General features: G+C 56.7%; 26 protein-coding genes and 1 pseudogene. 17 read left to right on the top strand and 10 right to left on the bottom strand.

Annotation, left to right across the window (positions count from 1 at the left end):
* The first annotated feature begins 316 nt into the window (after positions 1 to 316).
* The gene (locus MT962_RS10775) at positions 317 to 943 is read left to right on the top strand and encodes a DUF2238 domain-containing protein (protein ID WP_029697691.1); all 627 of its coding nucleotides are present in this window, start codon (positions 317 to 319) and stop codon (positions 941 to 943) included.
* 55 nt (positions 944 to 998) lie between these two features.
* On the opposite strand, the gene MT962_RS10770 is transcribed toward MT962_RS10775, so the two are convergent.
* Genes MT962_RS10770 through MT962_RS10755 form a run of 4 tightly spaced genes read right to left on the bottom strand, consistent with a single transcriptional unit; the run spans position 999 to position 3,382 of the window.
* A complete protein-coding gene (locus MT962_RS10770) occupies positions 999 to 1,301 on the bottom strand; it encodes a hypothetical protein (RefSeq protein ID WP_247365575.1) in 303 nt (100 codons plus the stop codon).
* A 3-nt stretch (positions 1,302 to 1,304) separates the two neighbouring features.
* Positions 1,305 to 1,571 carry a hypothetical protein gene (locus tag MT962_RS10765; protein WP_247365573.1) on the bottom strand — a complete coding sequence of 89 codons (267 nt, stop codon included), beginning with the start codon at positions 1,569 to 1,571 and terminating at the stop codon, positions 1,305 to 1,307.
* Positions 1,572 to 1,596: 25 nt separating this feature from the next.
* Complete coding sequence (locus tag MT962_RS10760; protein WP_247365571.1) at positions 1,597 to 2,322, bottom strand: hypothetical protein; 726 nt, start codon at positions 2,320 to 2,322, stop codon at positions 1,597 to 1,599.
* Positions 2,315 to 3,382: a DarT ssDNA thymidine ADP-ribosyltransferase family protein gene (locus tag MT962_RS10755; protein WP_247365569.1), complete on the bottom strand. Its 1,068-nt coding sequence runs from the start codon at positions 3,380 to 3,382 to the stop codon at positions 2,315 to 2,317. The genes MT962_RS10760 and MT962_RS10755 overlap by 8 nt, the downstream gene beginning before the upstream one ends.
* 378 nt (positions 3,383 to 3,760) lie before the next feature.
* On the opposite strand from MT962_RS10755, the gene norV reads away from it, so the two are divergent.
* The 3 genes from norV (at position 3,761) to MT962_RS10740 (ending at position 6,792) form a co-directional block, all read left to right on the top strand.
* Positions 3,761 to 5,230 (top strand): anaerobic nitric oxide reductase flavorubredoxin, encoded by a 1,470-nt coding sequence (gene norV / locus MT962_RS10750; protein WP_247365565.1) that lies wholly within the window; start codon positions 3,761 to 3,763, stop codon positions 5,228 to 5,230.
* The gene (gene norW, locus MT962_RS10745; RefSeq protein ID WP_247365563.1) at positions 5,227 to 6,360 is read left to right on the top strand and encodes an NADH:flavorubredoxin reductase NorW; all 1,134 of its coding nucleotides are present in this window, start codon (positions 5,227 to 5,229) and stop codon (positions 6,358 to 6,360) included. Before norV ends, norW begins: the two co-directional genes overlap by 4 nt.
* 75 nt (positions 6,361 to 6,435) lie before the next feature.
* Entirely contained in the window at positions 6,436 to 6,792 is a 357-nt protein-coding gene (locus MT962_RS10740; protein ID WP_024559993.1) for a DUF1971 domain-containing protein, read from the top strand.
* A 15-nt stretch (positions 6,793 to 6,807) separates the two neighbouring features.
* Here the strand turns inward: MT962_RS10740 and MT962_RS10735 are convergent, their stop codons facing one another.
* Positions 6,808 to 7,905, bottom strand: a complete 1,098-nt coding sequence (locus MT962_RS10735) for a LacI family DNA-binding transcriptional regulator (RefSeq protein ID WP_024559994.1) — start codon at positions 7,903 to 7,905, stop codon at positions 6,808 to 6,810.
* A gap of 230 nt (positions 7,906 to 8,135) precedes the next feature.
* Here MT962_RS10735 and MT962_RS10730 point away from each other — a divergent pair, with 230 nt between their 5' ends.
* The 8 genes from MT962_RS10730 (at position 8,136) to MT962_RS10695 (ending at position 15,040) form a co-directional block, all read left to right on the top strand.
* Positions 8,136 to 9,173, top strand: coding sequence for an SIS domain-containing protein (locus MT962_RS10730; RefSeq protein ID WP_247365561.1), 1,038 nt, complete (start codon positions 8,136 to 8,138; stop codon positions 9,171 to 9,173).
* Between the two features lie 5 nt (positions 9,174 to 9,178).
* Complete coding sequence (locus MT962_RS10725) at positions 9,179 to 10,009, top strand: PfkB family carbohydrate kinase (RefSeq protein WP_024559996.1); 831 nt, start codon at positions 9,179 to 9,181, stop codon at positions 10,007 to 10,009.
* A 65-nt stretch (positions 10,010 to 10,074) separates the two neighbouring features.
* A complete protein-coding gene (locus tag MT962_RS10720; RefSeq protein WP_024559997.1) occupies positions 10,075 to 10,830 on the top strand; it encodes an ABC transporter substrate-binding protein in 756 nt (251 codons plus the stop codon).
* 43 nt (positions 10,831 to 10,873) lie between these two features.
* Positions 10,874 to 11,536, top strand: a complete 663-nt coding sequence (locus MT962_RS10715) for an amino acid ABC transporter permease (protein ID WP_003031955.1) — start codon at positions 10,874 to 10,876, stop codon at positions 11,534 to 11,536.
* A complete protein-coding gene (locus MT962_RS10710) occupies positions 11,536 to 12,276 on the top strand; it encodes an amino acid ABC transporter ATP-binding protein (protein WP_024556894.1) in 741 nt (246 codons plus the stop codon). The genes MT962_RS10715 and MT962_RS10710 overlap by 1 nt, the downstream gene beginning before the upstream one ends.
* Positions 12,277 to 12,278: 2 nt before the next feature.
* Positions 12,279 to 13,106, top strand: a complete 828-nt coding sequence (locus MT962_RS10705) for a TIM barrel protein (RefSeq protein ID WP_029696845.1) — start codon at positions 12,279 to 12,281, stop codon at positions 13,104 to 13,106.
* Positions 13,103 to 13,993, top strand: coding sequence for an EamA family transporter (locus MT962_RS10700; protein WP_035896645.1), 891 nt, complete (start codon positions 13,103 to 13,105; stop codon positions 13,991 to 13,993). The genes MT962_RS10705 and MT962_RS10700 overlap by 4 nt, the downstream gene beginning before the upstream one ends.
* Positions 13,994 to 14,092: 99 nt before the next feature.
* Positions 14,093 to 15,040, top strand: coding sequence for a sensor domain-containing diguanylate cyclase (locus MT962_RS10695; protein WP_188723799.1), 948 nt, complete (start codon positions 14,093 to 14,095; stop codon positions 15,038 to 15,040).
* Positions 15,041 to 15,070: 30 nt separating this feature from the next.
* Here MT962_RS10695 and MT962_RS10690 read toward each other — a convergent pair whose 3' ends face one another.
* Both MT962_RS10690 and yghX read right to left on the bottom strand, forming a co-directional pair.
* Positions 15,071 to 16,174: a mechanosensitive ion channel family protein gene (locus MT962_RS10690; protein ID WP_024556890.1), complete on the bottom strand. Its 1,104-nt coding sequence runs from the start codon at positions 16,172 to 16,174 to the stop codon at positions 15,071 to 15,073.
* A 182-nt stretch (positions 16,175 to 16,356) separates the two neighbouring features.
* Positions 16,357 to 17,244, bottom strand: coding sequence for a YghX family hydrolase (yghX, locus tag MT962_RS10685; RefSeq protein ID WP_247365559.1), 888 nt, complete (start codon positions 17,242 to 17,244; stop codon positions 16,357 to 16,359).
* Positions 17,245 to 17,422: 178 nt separating this feature from the next.
* On the opposite strand from yghX, the gene MT962_RS10680 reads away from it, so the two are divergent.
* Entirely contained in the window at positions 17,423 to 18,463 is a 1,041-nt protein-coding gene (locus MT962_RS10680) for an aldo/keto reductase (RefSeq protein WP_247365557.1), read from the top strand.
* Between the two features lie 48 nt (positions 18,464 to 18,511).
* On the opposite strand, the gene MT962_RS10675 is transcribed toward MT962_RS10680, so the two are convergent.
* Together MT962_RS10675 and MT962_RS10670 are read right to left on the bottom strand one after the other, a co-directional pair.
* Entirely contained in the window at positions 18,512 to 19,006 is a 495-nt protein-coding gene (locus MT962_RS10675) for a TIGR00645 family protein (protein WP_024560003.1), read from the bottom strand.
* Between the two features lie 73 nt (positions 19,007 to 19,079).
* Entirely contained in the window at positions 19,080 to 19,580 is a 501-nt protein-coding gene (locus tag MT962_RS10670) for a hypothetical protein (protein ID WP_024556886.1), read from the bottom strand.
* A 104-nt stretch (positions 19,581 to 19,684) separates the two neighbouring features.
* Between MT962_RS10670 and MT962_RS10665 the strand changes: the two genes are divergently transcribed.
* From MT962_RS10665 to MT962_RS10650, 4 genes and pseudogenes are all read left to right on the top strand, one after another.
* Entirely contained in the window at positions 19,685 to 20,086 is a 402-nt protein-coding gene (locus MT962_RS10665; RefSeq protein WP_024556885.1) for a hypothetical protein, read from the top strand.
* 5 nt (positions 20,087 to 20,091) lie between these two features.
* Positions 20,092 to 20,475: pseudogene (locus MT962_RS10660) on the top strand (cytoplasmic protein); the annotation flags it as partial.
* 378 nt (positions 20,476 to 20,853) lie between these two features.
* Positions 20,854 to 21,750, top strand: coding sequence for an SDR family oxidoreductase (locus MT962_RS10655; protein WP_024556883.1), 897 nt, complete (start codon positions 20,854 to 20,856; stop codon positions 21,748 to 21,750).
* A gap of 217 nt (positions 21,751 to 21,967) precedes the next feature.
* Positions 21,968 to 22,864, top strand: a complete 897-nt coding sequence (locus tag MT962_RS10650; RefSeq protein WP_048887981.1) for an SDR family oxidoreductase — start codon at positions 21,968 to 21,970, stop codon at positions 22,862 to 22,864.
* Between the two features lie 130 nt (positions 22,865 to 22,994).
* Here the strand turns inward: MT962_RS10650 and exbD are convergent, their stop codons facing one another.
* Positions 22,995 to 23,417: a TonB system transport protein ExbD gene (exbD, locus tag MT962_RS10645; protein ID WP_024556881.1), complete on the bottom strand. Its 423-nt coding sequence runs from the start codon at positions 23,415 to 23,417 to the stop codon at positions 22,995 to 22,997.
* Positions 23,418 to 23,421: the final 4 nt, after the last annotated feature.

The following is a 23,421-nucleotide window of genomic DNA, read 5'->3' as shown; positions in this document are numbered from 1 at the left end:
AACGGGGCCGCGTACGGCCCCGTTTTTTATTTCTAAGCGGCTTAACCCGAAACGATATTCAGTAAATCCACTTGTCTCGCGTACGGCCAACGCCTTCTCCCTGCATAACGCTCTCTCACCAGACGCCCCGGGGTTCGTTCGCGCTTAACGCCTGTTTAATCATGAGCCCGAGCAGTAGTGCATCTAAAATTAACACGATCAATTTCGTTCCATCGACGCTTAGCAAGCCGTCAGGAGGACTTTTCTGCGCTTCATCCACGTTGTTTTTTCACGCGTTTCAACTAAACAGTACTTTTACCTGAGTGAAGGATCGCTGATGAAAACCCGTCCGCTCTATTTTTCCGCAGGCGTTGCGCTACTGGCGCTGCTGCTTATCATTACCGGCATCGCCACCGCCCGTAAGCTTACCTGGCTGATGGAAGTGCTGCCGGTGTTTATCGTCGCGCCCATCCTCTGGGCGACGGCAAAGCGCTACCCACTCACGCCCCTGCTCTATGCGTTTATCTTTGTCGGCTGCGCCTCGCTCATCGTCGGCGGCATGTACTCCTACGCCCGGGTGCCCGCCGGCTTTCATATACAGGCGTGGCTGGGGCTTGAACGCAACCCTTACGACAGAATCGGCCATGTATTGCAGGGGCTGGTGGTGTCGCTGGCGGCGCGGGAGGTGCTGGTTCGCGACAACCGCGTGCGCGGGGGAAAAATGCTGGCCTTTATCGTCTGTTGCATCACGCTCGCCATCAGCGCCTTTTACGAGCTGATTGAGTGGTGGGTGGCATTGCTGCTTGGTCAGGACGCGGATGACTTCCTCGGCACCCAGGGCGACGAGTGGGATACGCAGGCGGATATGCTCTGCGCGCTGCTGGGCGCCATGTTCACCGTCTTTGCGCTGGGCCGCTGGCATGACAGGCAGATTGAGCGAATAATGCGTTTGCGAAGGTCATAAAAGTAAGAACCGACGCCTTCATGGGTGCAACTGTGAAGTTTAACGCAGGAGCCAGTCATCTCTTTCCTGAAGAAGCGTTGTGCTTTGTCGATATCACCGCCTTAACGCGCGCTTCAGCCTCGCTGTATATGCGCTTTTGTTCAGGCAACATCGTCTCAAATGTGCGGAGCTTTTCCACGTTGTCCTTGGCCTGTTCAAAAGCACTTCTGAGCAGGTAGATCTCAATATCTAAAGGAGATTGCAACGCCATTCGCCAGACATACTCATCAGCCTTATTCCCTATTTTTTCCAGCGACTGATTTAATTGCGATAAAATTCTGTTTGAAGAAGAGACGGCGGCTTTCTTTTCAGACATCATCACTTACCCTTTATGCCTTGCAATAAACAAAACCATTTCCTTGTCAAAAATTTCTTTTTCACTGAGAGACAGCCCGGCTTTATAACCTTCAATTTCTTTTTTTAGCGCATCTAACTGTGCAAAATAATCATTCAACACCTCATCCTGGATCTTTTTTTTAACCTCAGGAGACAGGCTCGAATGTTGAGAATCGGTTTTTTTGCAATCTGCGCTAGCGCCTGCAGGACTGGACGCCTGTGGAGAATGAGGTAAAGAAATTTTGTTATTCATTGCATTTCCTCAGGTCATTTTACGGTTAAAGCAAAGAGAAATTCATGTCACTTTTATCGCTGCTATTTTTCAAAACAAAGCGCTTAAGGATAGTTAAAAACTCATCCTGGGCAGGGACAGCGCCCCTGAGATAGCCTCTTACTCGTAAAGCCTGATAAAGCGCGACTGAATAAGCCTGACAATTAACAGATTTTTTAGGGTTAAATTCAATATCGGTAAACGCTTCGTACTCCATAACCCTCTCTTTCCATGGCGAAATGTGTAACGCATTGATATAGAGCCAGTCATAAAAGGCTGTTTTCGGTTCAAGCTGCCATATCACTGCCGGTCTGGCTGTGTTGGGCTGGTACGAAAAGCAGGCGATATTGCCGGATGATTTTAACTTGTCGTAGCGCTTTGCTTCCGCCGACGATAAATACATGATTTCCCGAAAAGGTCCGTTAACCTTTCCGTTATCTTCAAACACTTTTGAAGACTGGAATAACGCTTCCACGCTAAAAAAATGACCACGCTTACTCTGCAAGCCCATGTTAAACGCACTCAGCTGCGAGCCTAATTCCTCTGTGGATTTACTTGATACCTCCAGAATGGCGCACGCTCCGGTTTGCTCACGGTAATGGTTATGCAGAGAAGCAACAGACTTTTGCTTCTGCGAAACAGCGAGGCCGGGATGCCAGTCGAACTCAATATTAATGATGTCGACAAGCGTCTCGCCATCATGACGAGGGACAAAAACCGGTCGGTTAGCCATACATCTCCCGATATGAAAATTCAGCTGGATTAACAGTGACGGTAGTTTTTTCTTTATCCAGCCAGTGCGGGATAGATTGCTCCGACATAAAAATAAGCTCACTGATAAAAGACGACGGAATGTTGCCAAGATGCAAAATCTCTGCCTGAACATCAACAGGATAATGAATATTATCCGGGCTGCCGGGTCTGGAAAACATCGCCAGAAACGCGCTATGGTTTTGCCGCTGTTGCAAGCTTAATGCAGTGACCTGGGCCGAAGCCGCGTTGCTGGCACAAAACAGATTTTGATTTAGTAACGAAACATGGTCGAAGGAGAGCTGATTCGGTCCTGCTAATAATTCCGTACGGATTTTAAGAATCACCCAGTTAGTATCACTTAATCCCATGCTGTATTTATACAGCATTTTGTTATTTACATGCCCCAAAGATAATGAAACCGAATCTTTAACCCCCTCTAACCGCAGTTGATCATTGTAAGAAAAGCTAATTTCACTCTTCTCCAGTGCACTGCGGGTTAAGATACCGCGGTCAAGGATACTTTTAAGGTTTGAAAGCGAAGTAAAATGGTACAAGCCGCGGATGTCTTTCCGCGTATGTTCATCAAAATGTAATGCGCGGTCCCAGTTAAAGTGATTTAACCTTAAAAAACTAACGGATGCTTCTCCGTTGAATAATCGCAAAAACGCGTGATGCAGATCCGACCCCAGCGCGGGATAAATTCGGGTAGAGCCTGTTAATGCGTAGCGCGTTAATAAAAAATCTTTTAGCCCTGCCGTATTTGCTAATAATATTTCCGCCTGTTCAAGAGTTAACGCCCCTTCCTCTGAAGGAATCGACGTATCTCTTTTTATTACCTCATCAAAGAGCGTTGCAGTAGTTTTTTGTTGCTGCGTAATCACCTGTGGACCAGAACGGGACCGTGACGTAGCATCAGAATCTTTTGGTAATGAAGCAGAATTTTTTTTTGCAGAGGGCGGTACAGTGGGAGCTTTTTTTTTGCCAGAGACGGCATCAATAATATACAGCACAACCAAAACAGTGATAATGGCGGTCCACATAAATCCCTCAAATCTTTGCTGTGAGCAACTACATCAAAAATCCGGTTGAGGCCGGAGTAATAAATTTCGGTAAGTTATTATTTCTTGTGTTACTAATGACGCAAAGTCACCTTTCAACTTAGCCTGTTTCCCCCGGAAAAGCGCCTACCAGATTTAGTAAGCCTCAACGGTTAAAAAACACAACATCGTCATTCTCTTCTCTCATAAAAATTTGTCAAAATGACTTTCAGCAGTGTCAAAAAGACAAATAAATTAATAGTCAAAAAGACAAACAAAGAAACCGCCAACTCATTAATTTATAATTTAATCAACAAGATAAAAAACTGGCACGCCTCTTGTAATAGTCATTTCAAGCTTACATTTTGCGGAGAAACACAAATGACTATTCACGTTAAAAACAACATCTACTGGGTTGGGCAGCGCGACTGGGAAGTACGCGATTTTCACGGCACCGAATATAAGACGCTCAAGGGCAGCAGCTATAACAGCTACCTTATTCGCGAAGAGAAAAACGTATTAATCGACACCGTTGACCATAAGTTCAGCCGCGATTTTGTGCAGAACCTGCGTGCGGAAATCGACCTTGCCGATATCGACTGCATCGTTATTAACCACGCCGAAGAGGACCATGCAGGCGCGCTTTCTGAGCTGATGAACTGCATCCCGGATACGCCCATCTACTGCACCGCCAACGGCATCGACTCCATCAACGGTCACCACCATCACCCGGAATGGAACTTCAACGTGGTGAAAACCGGCGACACGCTGGATATCGGCAACGGCAAACAGCTTATATTCGTTGAAACTCCGATGCTGCACTGGCCAGACAGCATGATGACCTACCTCACCGGCGACGCGGTGCTCTTCAGCAACGACGCCTTCGGCCAGCACTACTGCGACGAGCACCTGTTTAATGACGAAGTGGATCAGGCGGAACTGTTCGAGCAGTGCCAGCGCTACTACGCCAACATCCTCACCCCCTTCAGCCGCCTGGTGACGCCGAAAATCACCGAAATTCTCGGCTTTAACCTGCCGGTGGATATGATTGCCACCTCCCACGGTGTGGTGTGGCGCGACAACCCGACGCAAATCGTCGAGCTCTACCTGAAATGGGCGGCGGACTATCAGGAAGACCGCATCACGATTTTCTACGACACCATGTCCAACAACACCCGCATGATGGCGGACGCCATCGCCCAGGGCATCGCGGAAGTGGACCCGCGCGTTGCGGTGAAAATCTTCAACGTCGCCCGCAGCGATAAAAACGAGATCCTCACTCACGTTTTCCGCTCCAAAGGCGTGCTGGTCGGCACCTCCACCATGAACAACGTGATGATGCCGAAAATCGCAGGCCTGGTGGAAGAGATAACCGGCCTGCGCTTTCGCAACAAGCGCGCCAGCGCCTTCGGCTCGCATGGCTGGAGCGGCGGCGCGGTGGACCGTCTCTCCACGCGCCTGCAGGACGCAGGTTTCGAGATGTCGCTGAGCCTGAAAGCTAAATGGCGTCCGGACCTTAACGCGCTGGAAGCATGCCGCGAACATGGGCGGAAAATCGCCCGCGAGTGGGCGCTCTCGCCGCTGCCGACAAAAGCGCGGCCCGTTACGACTGACGCCCCGCCGCTTCAGGCTGCCGCCCCGCAAGCTGCCGCCCCACAGGCGGAAAGCGCCGACACCGGCTGCTGCATGCAGTGCAGCGTCTGCCAGTGGATCTACGACCCGGAAAAAGGCGAACCGATGCAGAACGTCGCGCCCGGCACGCCGTGGAGCGAGGTGCCGGAGAGCTTCCTCTGCCCGGAATGCTCGCTGGGCAAAGAGGTGTTTGAAGCGCTGGCGGTGGAGGCGGTATGAGCGATGGCATTGTGATTATCGGCTCGGGCTTCGCCGCCCGTCAGCTGGTGAAAAACCTGCGCAAACAAGACCCGAAGGTGACGATAACGCTTATCGCCGCCGACAGCATGGACGAGTACAACAAGCCGGACCTGAGCCATGTCATCAGCCAGCAGCAGCGGGCGGATGACTTAACCCGCCAGCGCGCCGGGGAGTTTGCTGAGCAATATCAGCTGCGCCTTTTCCCCGCTACCTGGGTGACGGAAATCGACCCGCAGGCCCGCATCGTGAAAAGCCAGACGCAAAGCTGGCGCTACGACCAGCTGGTGCTGGCGACCGGCGCCAGCGCCATTACGCCGCCGGTAGAAGGGCGCGAGCTGATGCTGACCCTCAACAGCCAGCAGGAGTATCAGGCGTGCGAATCACAACTGCGGGACGCGCAGCGGGTGCTGATGCTGGGCGGCGGACTGATTGGCAGCGAGCTGGCGATGGATTTCAAGCGCGCCGGGAAACAGGTGACGGTAGTGGACAGCGCCGCCTCCCTGCTCGCCTCGCTGATGCCGCCGGAAATGAGCGCTCGATTACAATACAAATTAACGCAGTTGGGCGTGGAGCTGGCGCTGAACCAGCAGCTTACAGCCTTACGCCTGGGCGAAAGCGGTCTCCAGGCGACGCTCGCCAGCGGCCGCACGCTGGAAGTGGACGCCGCCATCGCCGCCATCGGCCTGCGCCCGAATATTGACCTTGCCCGCCGGGCAGGGCTGGCGGTGAACCGCGGCATTGTGGTCAACAGCCAGTTGCAGACCAGCGACCCGCACATCTACGCGCTGGGCGACTGCGCGGAAATCAACGGTCAGCTGCTGCCGTTTCTGCAACCCATTCAGCTAAGCGCCATGACGGCGGCGAAAAATCTCGCGGGCGGCAGCCAGCCCCTCACCCTGCCGGCGATGCTGGTGAAAGTAAAAACGCCGGAATTGCCGCTGCACCTGGCGGGCGATACGCGAAGCGCGGATCTCGCCTGGCATATCGCGCTCGGCGGCGAGGGCATGGTGGCGAAAGGCGTTGACGGCGAGGGCAGGCTCAGGGCCTTCGTGGTGAGCGAAGCGTGCATGCCGCAGGCCTTCGCCCTGCTCAGAGAGTTGAAACCGTAAAAACCTCGCTGCGTCGAAAGGCGCAGCACAGCTTGCCCTGCGGCTTCATGCAGGGCCTTTCCCGAGGAGAAAATTATGGCACACCAAATTCCCTTCCACTTTCGTCACACCCGTTCCACCCCGTTCTGGAACAAAGAGACGGTGCCGCAGGCGCTGCTTACCCACCACAACACCAAAAAAGGGGTTTACGGCCGTCTTTCGGTGATGGCAGGCGCGGTGAAATACATCGGTTTTCACCACCAGCATGACGAAACGCCGGAAATCGAAGTGGTTATCGAAGCCGGACATTTCGGCATCAGCCCGCCGCAGTACTGGCACCGCATCGAGCTGCTGACAGATGAGACGTACTTCAACATCGACTTCTTCGCCGACCCGGCGCACGCGCTGGAAGGCGAAGGCATCGGCCAGGTGGTGAATACGCACCGGCGCTAAGCGCGTCGGAGAACGTTATCCTTTTACTTTCACCGCGATCGTCGCCACCGACTCGCGCAGCTTCATCTCCACCTGATACGTTTGCCATGAGACAGGCAAATCTGTCTCACGTATGCGCCTGAAAAGCAGCTCGGCGGCATGCACGCCCATGTGGTGAATCGGCTGCGCGACGGTGGAAATGCGCGGGGTGGTGAGCGTCAGCCAGTCGAGTTCGTCGAAGGCGAAGAAAGAGAGCTTTTGCGGCACGGCGATGCCGCGCTCGCGCACCGCGCGCCAGGCGCCCTGGGTCATGACGTTATCCACCGCGAAAACCGCCGTGGGCGCGGCGTCGTCCAGCACCGCCAGCGTCTCTTCAAATGCGCGCTGGGCGCAGTATTTGCCGGTGCGGCGGATTAAGGTTTTCTCCACCGCCACGCCCGCTTCGTGGTGCGCCAGCAGGTAGCCGAGCAGGCGCGCGCCGCTGGAGTTAAGCCGGTCGGCGTTGATCGTCGCAAACTTCTCCGGCTCCAGCGCCAGTTGCGTATCGTAGTCCGAGCTTAGCTCGGTGATGATGGCGATGCGGCGATGGCCGCAGCTTAGCAGGTAGCGCGTGGCTTCGCGGCTGGCGTGCACGTTATCGATAAGCACCGCGTCGGCGGCGAGCGTCGGCAGCTTACGGTCGAGCAGCACCACCGGAATGCCCTGGGCGATGGCCTGGTCGAGGTGGCGGCAATTGTTGATGTCGGCAGGCGAGACGATAAGCCCGTCCACCTGTTTCTCCAGCAGAATGCGCACCGCCTCCTGCTCGCGCGGCACGTCTTCGTCGCTGCTGGTGATAAGCACGCCGAACTCGTGGCGACGAGCGATATCGCTGATGCCGCGCAGCGCCTCGGCGAAAAAGGGGTTGCTGATGTCCGCGCCCACGACGCCGATAGTCTGGCTTTTGCCGGTGATCATCGCCCGCGCCACCTGGTTTGCCACATAGCCCAGCTCTTCGGCGGCGCGCATGATTTTTTCACGCAGCTCCTCGCTGACGTAGCCGTAACCTCCCAGCGCCCGGCCCGCCGCCGCGGTGGAAACTCCCGCCTTGCGCGCCACGTCTTTCACGGTGATTCGGTTATTTTTCTTGTTCATAAGACGTCTTGTCTGCTCCGCTTTTCTGTTCCCGGAGGTTATCGATTTCCGGCGAAATCATAAGAAAAAGATCATTGACAATTTTTTAACACCGGCGAATTATTCACCGTGTGATAACGTTCTCTCATTTTAGGATAATCCACCCGCTGCTGTAAATCGCGGGTTTATTTTGCAGACGGACTGATAACGTTATCACACCCATAACAACCGAGACGGACAGGTAAACCAACATGACGCAAAACACCACAGCTTCACTGCCGCTGCGCCCGCTGGAAGCGGACTTCATCCCGACGCTTGAGAAAGTGCTGGCGCAGAAAAACGCCATCGCCGGCATCGCAGAGGCGGTCGCCTCCCGCCCGCTGAAAGATATCTATTTTGTCGGCTGCGGCGGCTCATTCTCTTCTTCTGTGCATGCCCACGCCCTGCTCTGCCGCCACAGTAAAACGCTTCAGGCGTGGAACCTGAACGCGGCGGAGTTTATGGCGCTGCCGCCTGCTCGTCTGGGGGCGTCGTCGCTGGTGATCCTCTCCTCGCACTCCGGCGCCACGCCGGAAACGGCGCAGGCGGCAGACTTTGCAAAATCTTACGGCGCGTATGTGGTTTCGCTAAGCCAGGAGCTGAACACGCCGCTCGCCAATACCGCCGACACCGCGCTGGTTTACCACAGCCCGCGCACCGTGACGCCAGGCAAACAGCTTCTGCTGCTGCAACTGGTGATTGAACTGCTGGAGCGCGTGGATAACGTGGACGTCAGCGCCTGGCGCGCCGCCCTGCCCGCGCTGCCCGCGGCGCTGCAACAGTACCTCGATAAACAAGAAGCCGTCGGCGACGCCATTGCGAAATCCATCGCGAAGGGCGGCGATATTTACGTTACCGCCGCTGGCGCGAACTACGGCGCGGCCTACACGCTTTCCTACTGCTACCTGATGGAGATGCAGTGGCGCAACGCCACCCCGGTGCTGGCGGGGGATTTCTGCCACGGCCCGTTTGAGATGATTTTGCCGGGCGCGCATCTGGTGGTGTTCCACGCCGATGACGACAGCCGCGCCATGACGCAGCGCGCCATCGACTTCGCCCGCCGCTACACCGAAAACGTCCATGTGTTTGACGCCGCTGGCTTTACCCTGCCGGGCGCGGTGCCAGAAGTGAAAGCGCGCTTCGCCGCCATCGCGCTGGGCCTGATGGGCACGCGTCTTGCAGATCACCTGGAGCATCACACCGGCCACTCTCTCGACGACCGCCGTTACATGTACAAAGTGGAATATTGATAGCTATGCGAATTTGTGGAGTGGGTGACAACGTGATTGACCGCTACCTGCACTGCGACCTGATGTTCGCGGGCGGCAATGCGCTCAACTTCGCGGTTTTTGGCCGCCAGGCCGGGGCGCAGGCCGCCTACCTCGGCATCACCGGCAACGATATTCCGGCGGGCGTGATTCGCCACGCGCTTTGCGCTGAAGGGGTGGACATCAGCCGCGTGCGGATCAACGAAAGCTTTAACGCGCTTTCGCAAATCGATATCGACGCCGAAGGCAACCGCTTTTTCGTCGGCTCCGTGCCGCCGCCTTACCAGCTGCGGCTGAGCGAGGCGGACCTGGCGTGGCTTGCGGGCTTCGACCTGCTGCACACCAGCGATTACAGCGGGCTGGAAGCGCAGCTTCCCCAGCTTGCCGCCTGCGCGCCGCTCTCGTTCGACTTCGGCTCGCGCGACGACGCCTGGGCCGAGCCGCTGCTTCGCTGGGTGCAGGTCGCCACCTTTTCGCGCAGCGGCAGCACGCCGCAGGCGATTGAAACGCTGATTGCCAACGCGCACGCGGCGGGCGTCGCCACCGTGCTGGTCACGCAGGGCGCGGACGGCGCGATTATCAGCCACCGGGGCGAACGCCACCGCCAGCCCGCGCTGCCGACGCAGATTGTCGACAGCCTCGGCGCGGGGGATGCGTTTATCGCCACGCTGCTGGTGAAGCTTGGCCAGGGGGCGACGCTTGCCGACGCCGCGCACGATGCGGCTCTCGCCTCGGCGCGGGTTTGCGAACGCCTCGGCGCATTCGGCAGCGGCGTGCCGCTAACGCCGTTGCCGCCGGAGGCAAAACAACAACCGTAGTCGCAATGCCATAACGCGCCGCCGCAGGCGGGCTGCAATCCAACCTTTTTTACGTGGAGCAAGACATGAAGATGAAAACCTTAGCCTGTTCAGTAGCGCTGTTGGCCGCACTCTCGCTTGCCTTACCCGCCGGGGCCGCCGAAAAGCTGGTGGTCGGCACCGAAGCCAACGGCATTCCCATCTCCTTTCTGAACCCGAAAACCCATGAGCTGGACGGCTTTATGCTGGATATCGCCCGCCAGGCCGCAAAGCACGCGGGTTATGAGGTGGAATTTAAGGCGATGGATTTCTCGGCGCTTATTCCGGCGCTGCGCACCGGCAAGATAGACCTTATCGCCACCGGCATGTACATCACCGAGCCGCGCAAAAAAGTGATCGATTTCACCACGCCAGTGTATAGCTACGGCGAAGGGATGATCGTGCGTAAAGAGGACACCAAAGACTACACCTCCTTTAAAGAGTTGCCGGGCGCGGTAGTGGGCGCGCAGATGGGCACGATTTTTATCGAGCCGCTCAAGCAGGCCAACATCTTCAAGGATGTGAAAGCTTACGACACCCTCACCGGCATCATGAAAGACGTGAACGCCGGGCGCATCAAAGCGGGCTTTGGCGATACCCCTTCCATGGCCTATTACCTCTCGCTTGGCGAATATCCCAACGTGCGGCTGGTGAAAAGTTACAAGCCGGTGCTGCCTGGCTCGCTCGGGCTTGGCGTGCGCAAGGACGAAGCGCAGCAGCTGGCGAAGCTTAACGAAGCCATCGCCACCATGCAGAGCAACGGTGAGATTACGGCGCTGCTGGAAAAGTGGAAGCTTAATTAAAACAAGGGGGCGCAGCCCCTGATACCCCGTGACAGGAACCGCGATGAACGACTTTTTTACCTTCAGCGCCACCGCCCTCCCCATCCTGGTGGAGGGGGTGAAATACACGGTACTGGTTACCTTTTGTTCGCTTATCCTCTCGACCCTGCTCGGGCTGACGTGGGCGCTGATGCGCCTTTCGGCCCACCGTCCGCTGCGCCTGGTGAGCGGCGCGGTGGTTAACGTGCTGCGCGGCATCCCGATGCTGGTTCAGCTTTTCTATATCTACTTTGTGCTGCCCGATATCGGTATCGAGATGTCGGCGCTGACCGCCGCCATTATCGGCCTCGGCATCGCCTATTCGGTTTACCAGGCGGAGGATTTCCGCGCCGGCATTCAGGCTATCGACAAGGGGCAGATCGAGGCGGCGCAGACGCTTGGCATGTCGAAGCGCCTGATGATGCGCCGCGTTATTTTGCCGCAGGCCATCAAGATTATCTGGCCCTCCTACGGCAACACCATGGTGATGATGCTCAAGGACAGCTCGCTCGCCTCCACCATCACCGTGGCGGAACTTTCGCTGCAAGGGAAGCTGCTCGCCTCGGCGACCTTCCAGAACACCACCGTTTTCACGCTGGTCGCCCTGCTCTATCTGGTGATGTGCTGGCCGCTGATGTGGCTGTGCCGCCGGGTGGAACACGCCATGAACAAGCGTCGGAGCCACTGATGATTGAATATCGCAACGTCCATAAAAGTTACGGCGCGGTGCACGTGCTGAACGGCATCAACTTAACCATCAACCGCCAGGAGGTGGTTTGCATCATCGGCCCTTCCGGCTCCGGCAAGTCGACCCTGCTGCGCTGCATCAACGGGCTTGAGAACTACCAGAGCGGCGAGATTATTTTCGACGGCGTGCGGGTGGACGGCAGCGAGCGCGCGCTAAGCCAGGTGCGCGGCGAGGTGGCGATGGTCTTCCAGCGCTTTAACCTCTTCCCGCACCGCACGGTGCTGGAGAATGTCACCGAAGGACCGATTTACGTCAAAGGCGAGCGCCCCGGCCCCGCCCGGGAATATGGCATGGAGCTGCTTAAACAGGTGGGGATGGACCACAAGGCGCATTCATACCCGCAGGATCTCTCCGGCGGCCAGCAGCAGCGCGTGGCGATAGCCCGTGCGCTCGCGATGCGCCCTCGGGCCATTTTGTTCGACGAACCCACCTCGGCGCTCGACCCGGAACTGGTAGGCGACGTGCTGAAAGTGATGCGCGAGCTGGCGAATCAGGGGATGACGATGGTGGTGGTAACCCACGAAATCGCCTTCGCCCGCGAAGTGGCCGACCGCGTGGTGTTTATCGATGGCGGCGTGGTGACCGAAGAAGGCCCGGCGCGCCAGGTGCTGACCAATCCTTCCCACCCGCGCACCCGCGAGTTTTTACAACGCGTGCTCAACCCCATCAGCGAGGAATAATCATGCTTAACGCCAGCCATATCTGCGCCACCAACTTTACCTATTCGCACTACCGGCTGAACCACTGCCTGGACGATGTCGCCGCGCTCGGCGTGCAGTGGTTTGAACTGTGGGGCGTTGCGCCGCACCTGCATATCGACACCGTGCAGGAAGCGGACCTGCAAACACTCAGGCGGGAACTGGCGGCGCGCGAACTGAAGCTCGCCTGTTTCACGCCGGAGCAGTGCGTCTACCCGGTCAATATCGCCGCCGAAAACCCGCAGCAGCGGGAGTACAGCATTAACTATTTCCGCCGTAGCCTGGAGATATGCGAAAGCCTTGGGTCGCCGCTGCTGTTTATGACCCCAGGCTGGGGTTATGAAGAGGATGAGCCCGCCGCGGCGCGCAGCCGCGCGGTGGACGCCCTGGCGCAGCTGGCGCACCTTGCGGAAAGCCGCGGCGTGACGCTGGTGCTGGAGGTATTGCAGCCGCGCGAGAGTAACCTCGCCAGCACTGTGCATGAACTGGCGTCTCTGGTTAACGAAGTCAGTTCGCCTGCGCTTGACGCGGCGCTGGATATCGTCGGCATGGCGGTGGGCGGCGACAGCGTGACGGATTACCTCAACGCCTTCGGGCCGAAGCTGCGCCACTGCCATTTTATCGACGGCACCCCTGCGGGCCATCTGGCGCTCGGCGACGGCAACCTGCCGCTGAAAAGCTACCTCAGCGCCCTTCGCGAAGGCGGCTATAACGGTTTGCTGTCGCTTGAGATAGCCGGCGGGCGCTACTGGCAGGAGCCGCTTGAGCCGATGCGCCAGAGCATTGCGTTCCTGCGCGACGCGCTCGCATGATGGCGCGAAGCGGCGCGGCCATGCTGCCTGCGCGCAAAAGCGAAAGCCTGCTGCTGCTGGTGACGCTCTGCGCCGGGGCGGGCTGGATCTTCTCCAAAGAGGCGCTCGGCGCGCTGCCGCCGGTCTTTTTTATCGCCGTGCGCTTTCTGGCGGGCGGCCTGCTGCTGGGCCTGGCGGCGCCCGCCGCCGACCGGCGCGAATGGCGGCGCAGCCTGTGGCCCGCCTTCGCCATCGGCAGCCTGATTTGCGGCTCGATGATGTGCTGGATTGTGGCGCTGCATCTCACGACCGCGCTGGGCGTTGGCGCGTTTCTCACCTGCCTCGGGCCGCTGCTGGTGCCGTTCGCAGGGTGGCTGTTGTTCCGCCAGGCGCTGTCGAAGCGCATCGGGTTCGCCCTGCTGCTCGCCCTGCCCGGCATTGCGCTGCTGGTGGGTAACGGCTTTCTCCAGTGGCAGTTCGAGGCGGGCCAGCTCTGGTTTTTTGGCGCGGCGGCGATTTTCGCCTTTTACTTCAGCCTGAATAACCGCTTCGCTGCCGACCAGCCGGTGGTGCTGTTCGCCGCCATGCAGATGATGGCGGTGGGCCTGCTGGCGTTGCCGGTGAGCCTGTGGCTCGAGCCGTGGCCCACCGCGCTCAATGCCCCCGCCTGGACATGGCTTGCGCTCAGCATTCTCATTCCCACCTGCCTGCGCTTCTTTTTACAAAACTATGCGCAGCGGCTGGCCTATACGCCCAACGGCGGGCTCATCATGCTGATGGAGCCGGTGTGGGCGGCTGTTTTCTCGGCGCTGTGGTATGGCGAAGTGATGACGCTGTCGCAGGTAGGCGGCGCGCTGCTTATCCTACTGGCGCTGACGGTCGCCAGAGAGCGTCACGTCCGCGCCTGACCCTCGCCTGCGGGCGGGGGTATCTTATTTTTCACGCCATATTTACAAGCTCAATCACTCCTGCCAAAAATGGGCATTATTTATTCACAATGCTTATCGATGTCCGAACTCGCGCTTAAACAGCAGATCCAGAACCTGAAAAAACACAACGCCCGGTTAAAGCGAATCGCCCATGACGCCCGCCACAAGCTTAGCGCGGCGCTGGACGGCACCGGCCTGTGCCTGTGGCAACTGGATATTCCCAGCGGCAAGCTGATTATCTACAACCGCCGCTGGGGCTCGATGCTCGGCTATCAGCCTAAAGAGCTGAGCGCCCACTTTGACGTCTGGCGCGAGCACCTGCACCCGGAAGACCGGGCGATGGTGCTGGCGGCGTTTTATAACCACCTTGAGGGTAAAGCCCCTTTTTATGAAGCGCTGCACCGCATGCAGCATAAAAACGGCACCGTTACCTGGGTGCTCGATCGCGGGCGCGTCACCGAGTGGGATGCCGAAGGCAGCCCGTTGAAAGTGACCGGCACGCATATCGACATGACCAAAGAAAAACAGTATGAAGCGCAGCTGGCGAAGCTTGCGAACCACGATCCGCTAACCGGCCTCGCCAACCGTCACGCGCTGCAAAGCCGCTTTGACGCTTTACAGCCGCAGGGGCCGCTCAGCGTGGCGTTTATCGATCTGGATAACTTTAAACATGTGAACGACACGCTCGGCCACCGCAGCGGCGACGTGGTGCTTATTCAGCTTGCTCAGCGCATGCGCGAAGCCTGCCCGCCGGGGGTAGAAATCGGCCGGCTCGGCGGCGACGAATTTATCCTGCTGCTGCCCTTCAGCCTGCGCCATCCGTTGACCGACACCGCCGCGCGCGGCTGCCTGGACGCCGCGCTTACGCCCTTTGAGCTGGATAACGGCACGGCGCAGATTGGCGCATCGATTGGCATTTATGAAGTGCGGCGGGATGAGGATTTTAACGAGGCGCTGCGCCACGCCGACGAGGCGATGTACCGCGTAAAACACGCCGGGAAAAACGGCGTGGCGCTGGCGGAATAAACAGGGCGGCGGATTGCCGCCCTTCATGTTTTAAGCGCGCAGGCGTTCCTGCTCCTGCGGCTCATCTTCCGGCTGTTCGGCTGGAATAATAATTCGGCTCGGAATAGCGAGCTTCACACCCAACGCTTCCAGCTCTTCCATAATACGCAGGTTAATTTCCTGCTGAATATCCATATATTTATTGTAATCGGCCGTATTAAGAATATGCACCACTTCGAAGGTCAGGCGATCCTGATCGAATACCGAAAAGTGGGCGCGGTCGAATTTCGTCTCTTTAATACTTTCAATAACATTTTTTACCATCGGGCCAATTTTACGGATTTTTTCCGGCGGCGTGGAATAGGCAATGCCGAAGGTGAAAACAATTCGGCGAGTTTGCATGCGCTTATAGTTGTGAATTGTCTGCTGGAGCAGAATGGCATTAGCGCAAACTATTTGTTCGCCGCTTAAGCTGCGAATACGCGTGGTTTTTAAACCGATATGTTCAATGGTGCCGGAAACATCGTTAAAGACAATAAAGTCGCCAATTTCAAACGGTTTATCAAAACCGATAGAGAGCGAGGCGAATACGTCGCTTAATACCGTCTGCACCGCCAGCGCAATGGCGATACCGCCAACCCCGAGGCTTGCCACCAGCGCGGTAATATCCACTCCGGCATTGGCCAGAATAGAAAGCAGCATAATGGACCAGATAAGCGCGCGGATCATCAACCCAAGAATAATCAGCGTAACCGGGTTGCGGTGCAGGCCGGGCCGCAGCAGCGAATGGCGCATCCACGACTGAACGGCCTGATCGAGCCACATGGCGATTTGCAGCGCCAGCACCAGAAACCAGGCGTGGGATATCAGGCTGTGCAGCCGGTCAGACAGCGTGACAAACTGAAGGCTGAATAAGAAGGCGGCGATGAGAATTAACGCTTTGCGGGTTTTACTGATAACGTCGAGAAAAACGTGGTAAAGCGCGGCGCTCTCATGGTCTTTCGTCCAGTTGGCGATTCTTTTATGCAGCACCGCCAGGATCTTATTCGCCACCCAGTAGGTCACCGCTGTAATAACGACAACCAGCAACACATTGGTCCAGAATGACGGCGAGGTCAGTAACCGTATAAAATTGGTTTGCTGAAGTATCTCCATTCTGTTCTCCCTTAATGAAAAATATAAAACTCAGGCCAAACGCGCCTTTCAGTATAGACAATGCGATTTGCCTGCCGTTGAGACTCGGCTTATTCCAGGCAGAAACGCAGGATTGTCATAATAACGTCACGTAATTATTTCGCGCCTGTTTCGGTTATATGACAGGCGCGAGGTGAGATATTTCAGGCAAGGTATTTATGGAACCACGCGATGGTGCGGTTCCAGGCGAGTTCCGCCGCCGCCTTGTCATAACGCGGCGTGGAATCATTATGAAAACCGTGATTAACGCCAGGGTAGATATAAGCTTCGTAGGTTTTCCCGGCTTTTTTCAACGCCGCCTCGTAAGCAGGCCAGCCTTCGTTGATGCGGGTATCGAGTTCAGCATAATGGAGCAGCAGCGGCGCGTTAATTTTCGCGACATCCTGCGCGGGCGGCTGTCGTCCGTAAAAAGGCACTGCGGCGGCCAGTTCAGGATACGCCACCGCCGCCGCATTCGCCACGCCGCCGCCATAGCAGAAGCCGGTAATGCCTACCTTTCCGGACGCCCCTTCGTGCTGCATCATAAATTCAATGGCGGCGAAAAAGTCGTTCATCAGCTTTTGCGGATCGACTTTTTGCTGCAATTCCCGCCCTTCATCATCGTTGCCCGGATAGCCGCCCACGGAAGAAAGACCGTCCGGCGCCAGCGCGATAAAACCCGCCTTCGCCACACGGCGCGCCACATCTTCAATGTAGGGATTCAGACCGCGATTTTCGTGCACCACCACCACGGCGGGCGCTTTGCCGTTTGCCTTCTTCGGCAACACCAGATAGCCGCGCACCTGTCCGTGGCCGTTGGGCGATGGGTAGTGAATATACTGCGGATAAATATCCGGGTCGGTGAACTCCACCTGCTGGGCCAGCGCGTAGTTGGGTTTGAGCAGGTCGAACAACGCCAGCGCCGTCATGCCGCCGACGGCATATTTCGCCGCCAGCTGCAAAAATTCACGCTTGGTGATTTTGCCGTGGGCGTAGTAGTCGTAGTAATCGAGCAGTTGCTGGTGAAAATCTTTAGCGGTCAGGCGGGTCATGGGCGCTCCCTTCTTTCAGTACGATTCGGCCCTATAAGCGAAGCACACGCGCAGGAAATTACCTAAAGACGCGGCGCATTATCAGCCAAATGTATGATGCCGCGCGCTTGTCCTCTCCCGGCGACTCGCTAATATAGAAACAACGTTTCAAATAATAACTCTGGAAGAAGGAGAAACCATGCCGTACCTTGCCGACCCTGCCCGCTACGAGCGGATGCAATACCGTTTTTGCGGCCGCAGCGGGCTGCAACTGCCTGCGCTGTCGCTTGGCCTGTGGCACAGCTTCGGCCACGGCAGCACGCTGGATTCCCAGCGCGCGCTGCTGCATAAAGCGTTTGACCTGGGCATTACCCATTTCGACCTCGCCAACAACTACGGCCCACCGCCCGGCAGCGCAGAAGAGAATTTCGGCCGCCTGCTGAAAACCGACTTCGCGCCCTATCGCGATGAGCTGATTATCTCCACCAAAGCGGGTTACGACATGTGGCCGGGCCCCTACGGCGCCGGCGGGTCGCGTAAATACCTGCTGGCAAGCCTCGACCAGAGCCTGCAACGCCTGGGGCTGGGCTATGTCGATATTTTCTACTCGCACCGCGTTGATGAAAGCACGCCGATGGAAGAGACCGCCGCCGCCCTGGCGCAGGCGGTGCAGAGCGGCAAGGCGCTCTATGTCGGCATCTCCTCTTATTCGCCGGAACGTACGCAAAAGATGGCGGAGTTGCTGCGCGAATGGAAAGTGCCGCTGCTGATCCACCAACCTTCCTATAACTTGCTGAACCGTTGGGTGGATAAAAGCGGGCTGCTGGAGACGCTTGAGCGCAACGGCGCGGGCTGCATCGCCTTCACCCCGCTGGCGCAGGGGCTGCTGACCGGTAAATACCTCAACGGCATTCCGCAAGGGTCGCGCATGCAGTATGAAGGCAAAAAAGCGCGCGGCCTGACGGAAAACATGCTGACGGAGCAGAACCTCAACAGCCTGCGGCTGCTGAACGAGATGGCGCAGCGCCGCGGTCAGAGCATGGCGCAGATGGCGCTCAGCTGGCTCTTAAAAGATGCGCGCGTCACCTCGGTGCTGATTGGCGCAAGCCGCCCCGAGCAAATTGAAGAGAATGTGCAGGCGCTGGCGAACCTGTCGTTCAGCACTGAGGAGCTTGCGAAAATCGACGAACATGTCGCCGATGGCGAGCTGAACCTCTGGCAGGCGTCGTCGGATAAATAAACGCAGGCTGCGCATAAAAAAACCCACGGTGCGGGCCGTGGGTTTTGCTTAGTGGTCGTGGCGCGTGAGCTTGTCGAGATAGCCCATCACGAAGGCGGAGAGCACGAAGGTGAGGTGGATAATGACATACCACATCAGCTTATTGTCCGGCACGTTTTTGGCATCCATAAACACCCGCAGCAGGTGAATGGAAGAGATAGCGACAATCGACGCCGCCACTTTGTTCTTCAGCGAGGTGGCGTCCATTTTGCCAAGCCAGTTCAGCTTCTCTTTATGGTCGGCGATATCCAGCTGTGAAACGAAGTTCTCATAGCCGGAGAACATCACCATCACCAGCAGCCCGCCAACCAGCGTCATGTCCACCAGCGACAGCAGCATCAGAATGAGATCGGCCTCCGCCATGGTGAGCACATTGGGCAGAACGTGGAAAATTTCCTGGAAGAACTTGACGGTCAGCGCCAGCAAGGCCAGGGATAAACCGAAATAGACCGGGGCGAGAAGCCAGCGAGAGGCGTACATTGCGTTTTCTAAAAAGCGTTCCATAGCGTCCTGGAAGTTAACCCAAAGACGCTAAGTATAACGCAGAAAGGTTGACGGCTGGCAACCACGCCCGCCGCTACACGTCGGACAGGGAGACCTGTGGACGTTGATACTGCGGCCAGACGATGGCGACCAGCGCCGGATAGGCCTCAATGCTAAACTCATGGAAACAATGACGTAAATTCAATACTTCGATATCGGAAAACATCACCAGCTCGCCATTCAGACAGCGTTTTTTTAAATTATCGTAATATTTATACACCGCGGAATTAAGATTGCTGCACCGACGCTGCGCCTCAAATAAACCTGGCGTTGCGTTAAGTTCTTCAAAACTCATTTTTTTAATGGTGGCGTTAATAAAGTCGCTATATTCATGATTGACACGCCAATACCAGCCCGGCGTAATGGCGTTAAGCAATACGGAGAAATGTTCCTCACCCTTTTGTCGGTTTTGCGGCGAGGATGGGTTCGCGGCTTCACTGTTTTCGGTAGTATTGCGCTCACTCTCTTTCATTAATAAAAGAACGACGCATAAAAGTAACAGCAAGGTGATGACACAATAAAAAATAGTGCTCATGCGCAGGCTCCGTTTTCTTTGATTTTAATTTTGCGGCATGTTATTGTCAACGCAAACCGCCCTGCCTTCTAATTTACCTTTCTGAAATTAAAGGAAATATTATTATGTTGCCCGACAATATTGTGCCGGCGCGCTATCATATTCCCACTCCTGAGACGCAGCCGGCGACTGATGAAAGCAGTGAAAATTTAACTAAAGGAAAGCCAACGCTCGCCGATTACGAAAGTGATATTTTAACCAGTAAATCACGAGCCGGGCAAAGCGGCAACATGCTGCTTGAAGAACATGATCGCCATATAAAAGAACGCCTGTTCTGTGTGGTTAAAATCGAAACTTTCGCTAAAGTATTGAACGGCCTGGTCGAAGATAAAACCATAAACGCGGAAGAACTGGCGGAACTGATTGCGGCGAAAACGGCGCACATCAATGAAGCGGGTAATAAAATTTGGCTTAATCTCATCACCAGGGAAAAAGCGACGCCGCTATTTTATCAGTTCGAGGATTAACGGGCGTGGCCGAAATAACCAATAACGATATTTATTTCGCTTTAGATAAACAGGTTGAACAGAAATTTATCTTAAGTCAGAACCAGCAGGCGTTAATATATGCCCGCGACCAGGCTATCGCCGAGTATACGCGAGCCATGGTGACGATTCCCTCCGCGCTGGTGCACCTTAAGTGGCAAAATCGCCGTGAAATTTATCCGCTGCGGGTTAAAGAAGAGGTATACGGCGCAGTGCTGCTGGAGATTATTAACCGCTATCCCGAGTTGAAATCGCAAATTATGGTGCAGTTAGAGGAGAATTATCAGCAGATTAAGGCGCAGGAAGCCTCGACGCTGATGTTAAGCCGAACGCTCGCCGAAGGCACCTGTAAAACCTCCACGGTTAAACCCACCGCGCCCGCCAGCGCAACGCCGCCAGCCGCCGCGATTACGCCGCAAACGGTGGTCGCGCAGCCCGTTGTTCCTTCACACGCTGAACCCGCCGCGCCTGAAGCGATGCCGCCTGCGAACGTAGAGCCTGCCCCTCAGGCGCCCTGGAGCGCCACCTATTCAAAACCGGTTGTCGCGCCGCCGCGGGTTGCGCCAGTTCCCCCGTCAAAGCCGTAACCTCTGCTGAAAGTCCCCTTTCTCTTCGCTCTTAAGCGGCGGCTTCTCTTTTCTGAAGACATGCGTCAGCCTGACGAATAACCGGAATATCCCGAGAATTTTCGACAGCGCAGCAGAAGACACTACCCTTAAGAGGTGTCTTTTAAACAGAGGAGCGATCTAATGGCAAACGATCAGACGAAAATTCAGGACCCTACCACCCAGTTCTTCACCGGCGAATATCCTAAACAAACGCAGCCCGCGCCGGGCGTGCAGGCAAAAATGGATCCGGTGCCGGATTGCGGTGAGCAGAGTTACGTCGGAAGCGGACGCCTTAAAGGTCGCAAGGCCCTGGTTACTGGCGGTGATTCAGGTATCGGACGCGCCGCCGCCATCGCTTACGCGCGTGAAGGCGCGGATGTGGTCATCAACTATCTGCCTGCCGAGCAGGAAGATGCTGAAGCGGTGAAAAAGCTGATTGAGGAAGCCGGTCGTAAGGCGGTCTTGATCCCGGGCGATTTAACCGATGAACAGTTTGCCCGCGATCTGGTGCGTCGCGCCATTCAGGAACTGGGCGGGCTGGACATTCTGGCGCTGGTCGCCGGTAAGCAAACCGCTGTCGAGCAGATTTCCGAGCTAACCAGCGAGCAGTTCCAGAAAACTTACGCGACCAACGTTTTCGCGCTGTTCTGGATTACCCAGGAGGCTATCCCGCACCTGAAACCGGGCGCCAGCATTATCACCACCTCCTCCATTCAGGCTTACCAGCCAAGCCCGCACCTGCTTGATTACGCCTCCACTAAGGCGGCTATCCTGAACTACAGCCGCGGCCTTGCGAAGCAGGTGGCGGAAAAAGGCATTCGCGTGAATATCGTGGCGCCGGGCCCCATCTGGACGCCGCTGCAAATTTGCGGCGGTCAGCCGCAGGAGAAAATCCCGCAGTTCGGCCAGCAGACGCCGATGAAACGCGCCGGTCAGCCTGCGGAACTGGCGCCGATTTATGTTTATCTGGCAAGCCAGGAATCAAGCTACGTGACCGCCGAAGTGCACGGCGTAACCGGTGGCGAGCACCTGAGCTAACAACTGAAAACCCGCGCTGCCCTGCAGCCGGGTAACGGTTCAACATAAAGGGGGCGGTAGGCCCCCTTTTTCATTAACGCGCCGCAAAACCCTTCTCAGAACAAACGTCTGGCTTAAGCGACACCTAAATAATAATAACCCACCAATGCTACCCACCTCAGAATAACACACTACCCTTAAGAGGACGTTTTTAAACTCTGAGAAGTGGAGACACCGTATGCCTAATGACCAGACGCAGATTCAGGATCCCACCACGCAATACTTCAACGGCGACTATCCGAACCAGGAGCAGCCCGCGCCGGGCCTGCAATCCAAAATGAGTCCCGTGCCGGACTGCGGCGAGAAAACCTATGTGGGGCGGGAAAGATTAACGGGCCGTAAAGCGCTGGTGACCGGGGGCGATTCCGGCATCGGGCGCGCCGCCGCCATCGCCTTCGCCCGGGAAGGGGCGGACGTGGCGATAAACTATCTGCCTGAAGAGCAGGAAGATGCCGACCAGGTCAAAGCGCTGATTGAGCAAGCAGGCCGCAGGGCGATACTGATCCCCGGCGATATCTGTGAGGAAGCGTTTGCCCGCGAGCTGGTGCAGCGCGCGGTTCAGGAACTGGGCGGGCTTGATATTATGGCGCTGGTGGCAGGCAAGCAGACCGCCGTCACCCGTATTGCGGATCTGACCAGCGAGCAGTTCCAGCGCACCTACGCCACTAACGTTTTCGCCCTGTTCTGGATAACCCAGGAGGCGATCCCGCACCTGAAACCGGGCGCCAGCATTATCACCACCTCTTCTATTGAAGCCTACCAGCCGAACCCCAACCTGCTGGATTACGCCTCGACCAAGGCGGCTATCATGAATTACAGCCGCGGGTTGGCGAAGCAGGTGGCGGAGAAAGGCATTCGCGTGAACATTGTCGCGCCCGGCCCCATCTGGACGGTATTGCAGGTGACTGGCGGGCAGACTCAGGAGGTGATACCCAGCTTCGGCCAGCCGACGCCGATGAAGCGCGCCGGCCAGCCTGCGGAAGTGGCGCCGGTTTATGTTTATCTGGCAAGCCAGGAATCAAGCTACGTGACCGCTGAAGTGCACGGCGTGACGGGCGGTTATCATTGCGGCTAAGGGATATGACGAACATGGCGGCAGGCGCAGCGCCACCCACCAGATAACGCTGTCCGCGCTCAACCCCCACCGCCAAAAGCGCCCATAAAAAAAGCGCGACATTCGCCGCGCCTTTTCATTTTGCACACGATTACTTCTTCGTGACTTCCTGGCCTACCAGGCCAATCTTCAGATATCCCGCCTGATGCAGCGTATCCATCACGTTCATCATCGTTTCGTAATCCACGGTTTTATCCGCGCGGAAAAAGACGGTGGTATCTTTCTTGCCGGCGGTGGCCGCGTTCAGCGCAGTAATCATGGTGTCTTTCGTCACCTGATCGTTGCCGAGATACATGGTCTTATCCGCTTTTACTGACAGATAAACCGGTTTTTCAGGGCGCGGCTGCGGCTGACTGGTGGAGGCGGGCAGGTTCACCTTCACATCCACCGTGGCAAGCGGCGCGGCTACCATGAAGATAATCAGCAGCACCAGCATCACGTCGATAAACGGCGTGACGTTGATTTCGTGCATTTCGCCGTTATCGTCGAGGTTTTCGTTAAGACGCATCGCCATGGGG

Source organism: Franconibacter sp. IITDAS19 (assembly GCF_023079515.1).
In the GTDB taxonomy this organism is placed as follows: domain Bacteria; phylum Pseudomonadota; class Gammaproteobacteria; order Enterobacterales; family Enterobacteriaceae; genus Franconibacter; species Franconibacter pulveris.
The sequence above is the reverse complement of the archived record's forward strand: the minus strand, read 5'-3'. Positions and strand labels throughout refer to the sequence as shown.

Bases quoted from the DNA above. Each gene is read 5' to 3' on its own strand.
- MT962_RS10775 (WP_029697691.1), top strand. From the start codon at position 317: ATGAAAACCCGTCCGCTCTATTTTTCCGCAGGCGTTGCGCTACTGGCG.
- MT962_RS10700 (WP_035896645.1), top strand. From the start codon at position 13,103: ATGATGGCGCGAAGCGGCGCGGCCATGCTGCCTGCGCGCAAAAGCGAA.
- MT962_RS10695 (WP_188723799.1), top strand. From the start codon at position 14,093: ATGTCCGAACTCGCGCTTAAACAGCAGATCCAGAACCTGAAAAAACAC.
- MT962_RS10690 (WP_024556890.1), bottom strand. From the start codon at position 16,174: ATGGAGATACTTCAGCAAACCAATTTTATACGGTTACTGACCTCGCCG.
- MT962_RS10670 (WP_024556886.1), bottom strand. From the start codon at position 19,580: ATGAGCACTATTTTTTATTGTGTCATCACCTTGCTGTTACTTTTATGC.
- MT962_RS10655 (WP_024556883.1), top strand. From the start codon at position 20,854: ATGGCAAACGATCAGACGAAAATTCAGGACCCTACCACCCAGTTCTTC.
- MT962_RS10650 (WP_048887981.1), top strand. From the start codon at position 21,968: ATGCCTAATGACCAGACGCAGATTCAGGATCCCACCACGCAATACTTC.
- exbD (WP_024556881.1), bottom strand. From the start codon at position 23,417: ATGGCGATGCGTCTTAACGAAAACCTCGACGATAACGGCGAAATGCAC.
- norV (WP_247365565.1), top strand. From the start codon at position 3,761: ATGACTATTCACGTTAAAAACAACATCTACTGGGTTGGGCAGCGCGAC.
- MT962_RS10755 (WP_247365569.1), bottom strand. From the start codon at position 3,382: ATGTGGACCGCCATTATCACTGTTTTGGTTGTGCTGTATATTATTGAT.
- MT962_RS10675 (WP_024560003.1), bottom strand. From the start codon at position 19,006: ATGGAACGCTTTTTAGAAAACGCAATGTACGCCTCTCGCTGGCTTCTC.
- MT962_RS10720 (WP_024559997.1), top strand. From the start codon at position 10,075: ATGAAGATGAAAACCTTAGCCTGTTCAGTAGCGCTGTTGGCCGCACTC.
- MT962_RS10760 (WP_247365571.1), bottom strand. From the start codon at position 2,322: ATGGCTAACCGACCGGTTTTTGTCCCTCGTCATGATGGCGAGACGCTT.
- MT962_RS10680 (WP_247365557.1), top strand. From the start codon at position 17,423: ATGCCGTACCTTGCCGACCCTGCCCGCTACGAGCGGATGCAATACCGT.
- MT962_RS10740 (WP_024559993.1), top strand. From the start codon at position 6,436: ATGGCACACCAAATTCCCTTCCACTTTCGTCACACCCGTTCCACCCCG.
- MT962_RS10730 (WP_247365561.1), top strand. From the start codon at position 8,136: ATGACGCAAAACACCACAGCTTCACTGCCGCTGCGCCCGCTGGAAGCG.
- MT962_RS10705 (WP_029696845.1), top strand. From the start codon at position 12,279: ATGCTTAACGCCAGCCATATCTGCGCCACCAACTTTACCTATTCGCAC.
- MT962_RS10715 (WP_003031955.1), top strand. From the start codon at position 10,874: ATGAACGACTTTTTTACCTTCAGCGCCACCGCCCTCCCCATCCTGGTG.
- MT962_RS10735 (WP_024559994.1), bottom strand. From the start codon at position 7,905: ATGAACAAGAAAAATAACCGAATCACCGTGAAAGACGTGGCGCGCAAG.
- MT962_RS10665 (WP_024556885.1), top strand. From the start codon at position 19,685: ATGTTGCCCGACAATATTGTGCCGGCGCGCTATCATATTCCCACTCCT.
- MT962_RS10765 (WP_247365573.1), bottom strand. From the start codon at position 1,571: ATGAATAACAAAATTTCTTTACCTCATTCTCCACAGGCGTCCAGTCCT.
- norW (WP_247365563.1), top strand. From the start codon at position 5,227: ATGAGCGATGGCATTGTGATTATCGGCTCGGGCTTCGCCGCCCGTCAG.
- MT962_RS10710 (WP_024556894.1), top strand. From the start codon at position 11,536: ATGATTGAATATCGCAACGTCCATAAAAGTTACGGCGCGGTGCACGTG.
- yghX (WP_247365559.1), bottom strand. From the start codon at position 17,244: ATGACCCGCCTGACCGCTAAAGATTTTCACCAGCAACTGCTCGATTAC.
- MT962_RS10725 (WP_024559996.1), top strand. From the start codon at position 9,179: ATGCGAATTTGTGGAGTGGGTGACAACGTGATTGACCGCTACCTGCAC.
- MT962_RS10770 (WP_247365575.1), bottom strand. From the start codon at position 1,301: ATGATGTCTGAAAAGAAAGCCGCCGTCTCTTCTTCAAACAGAATTTTA.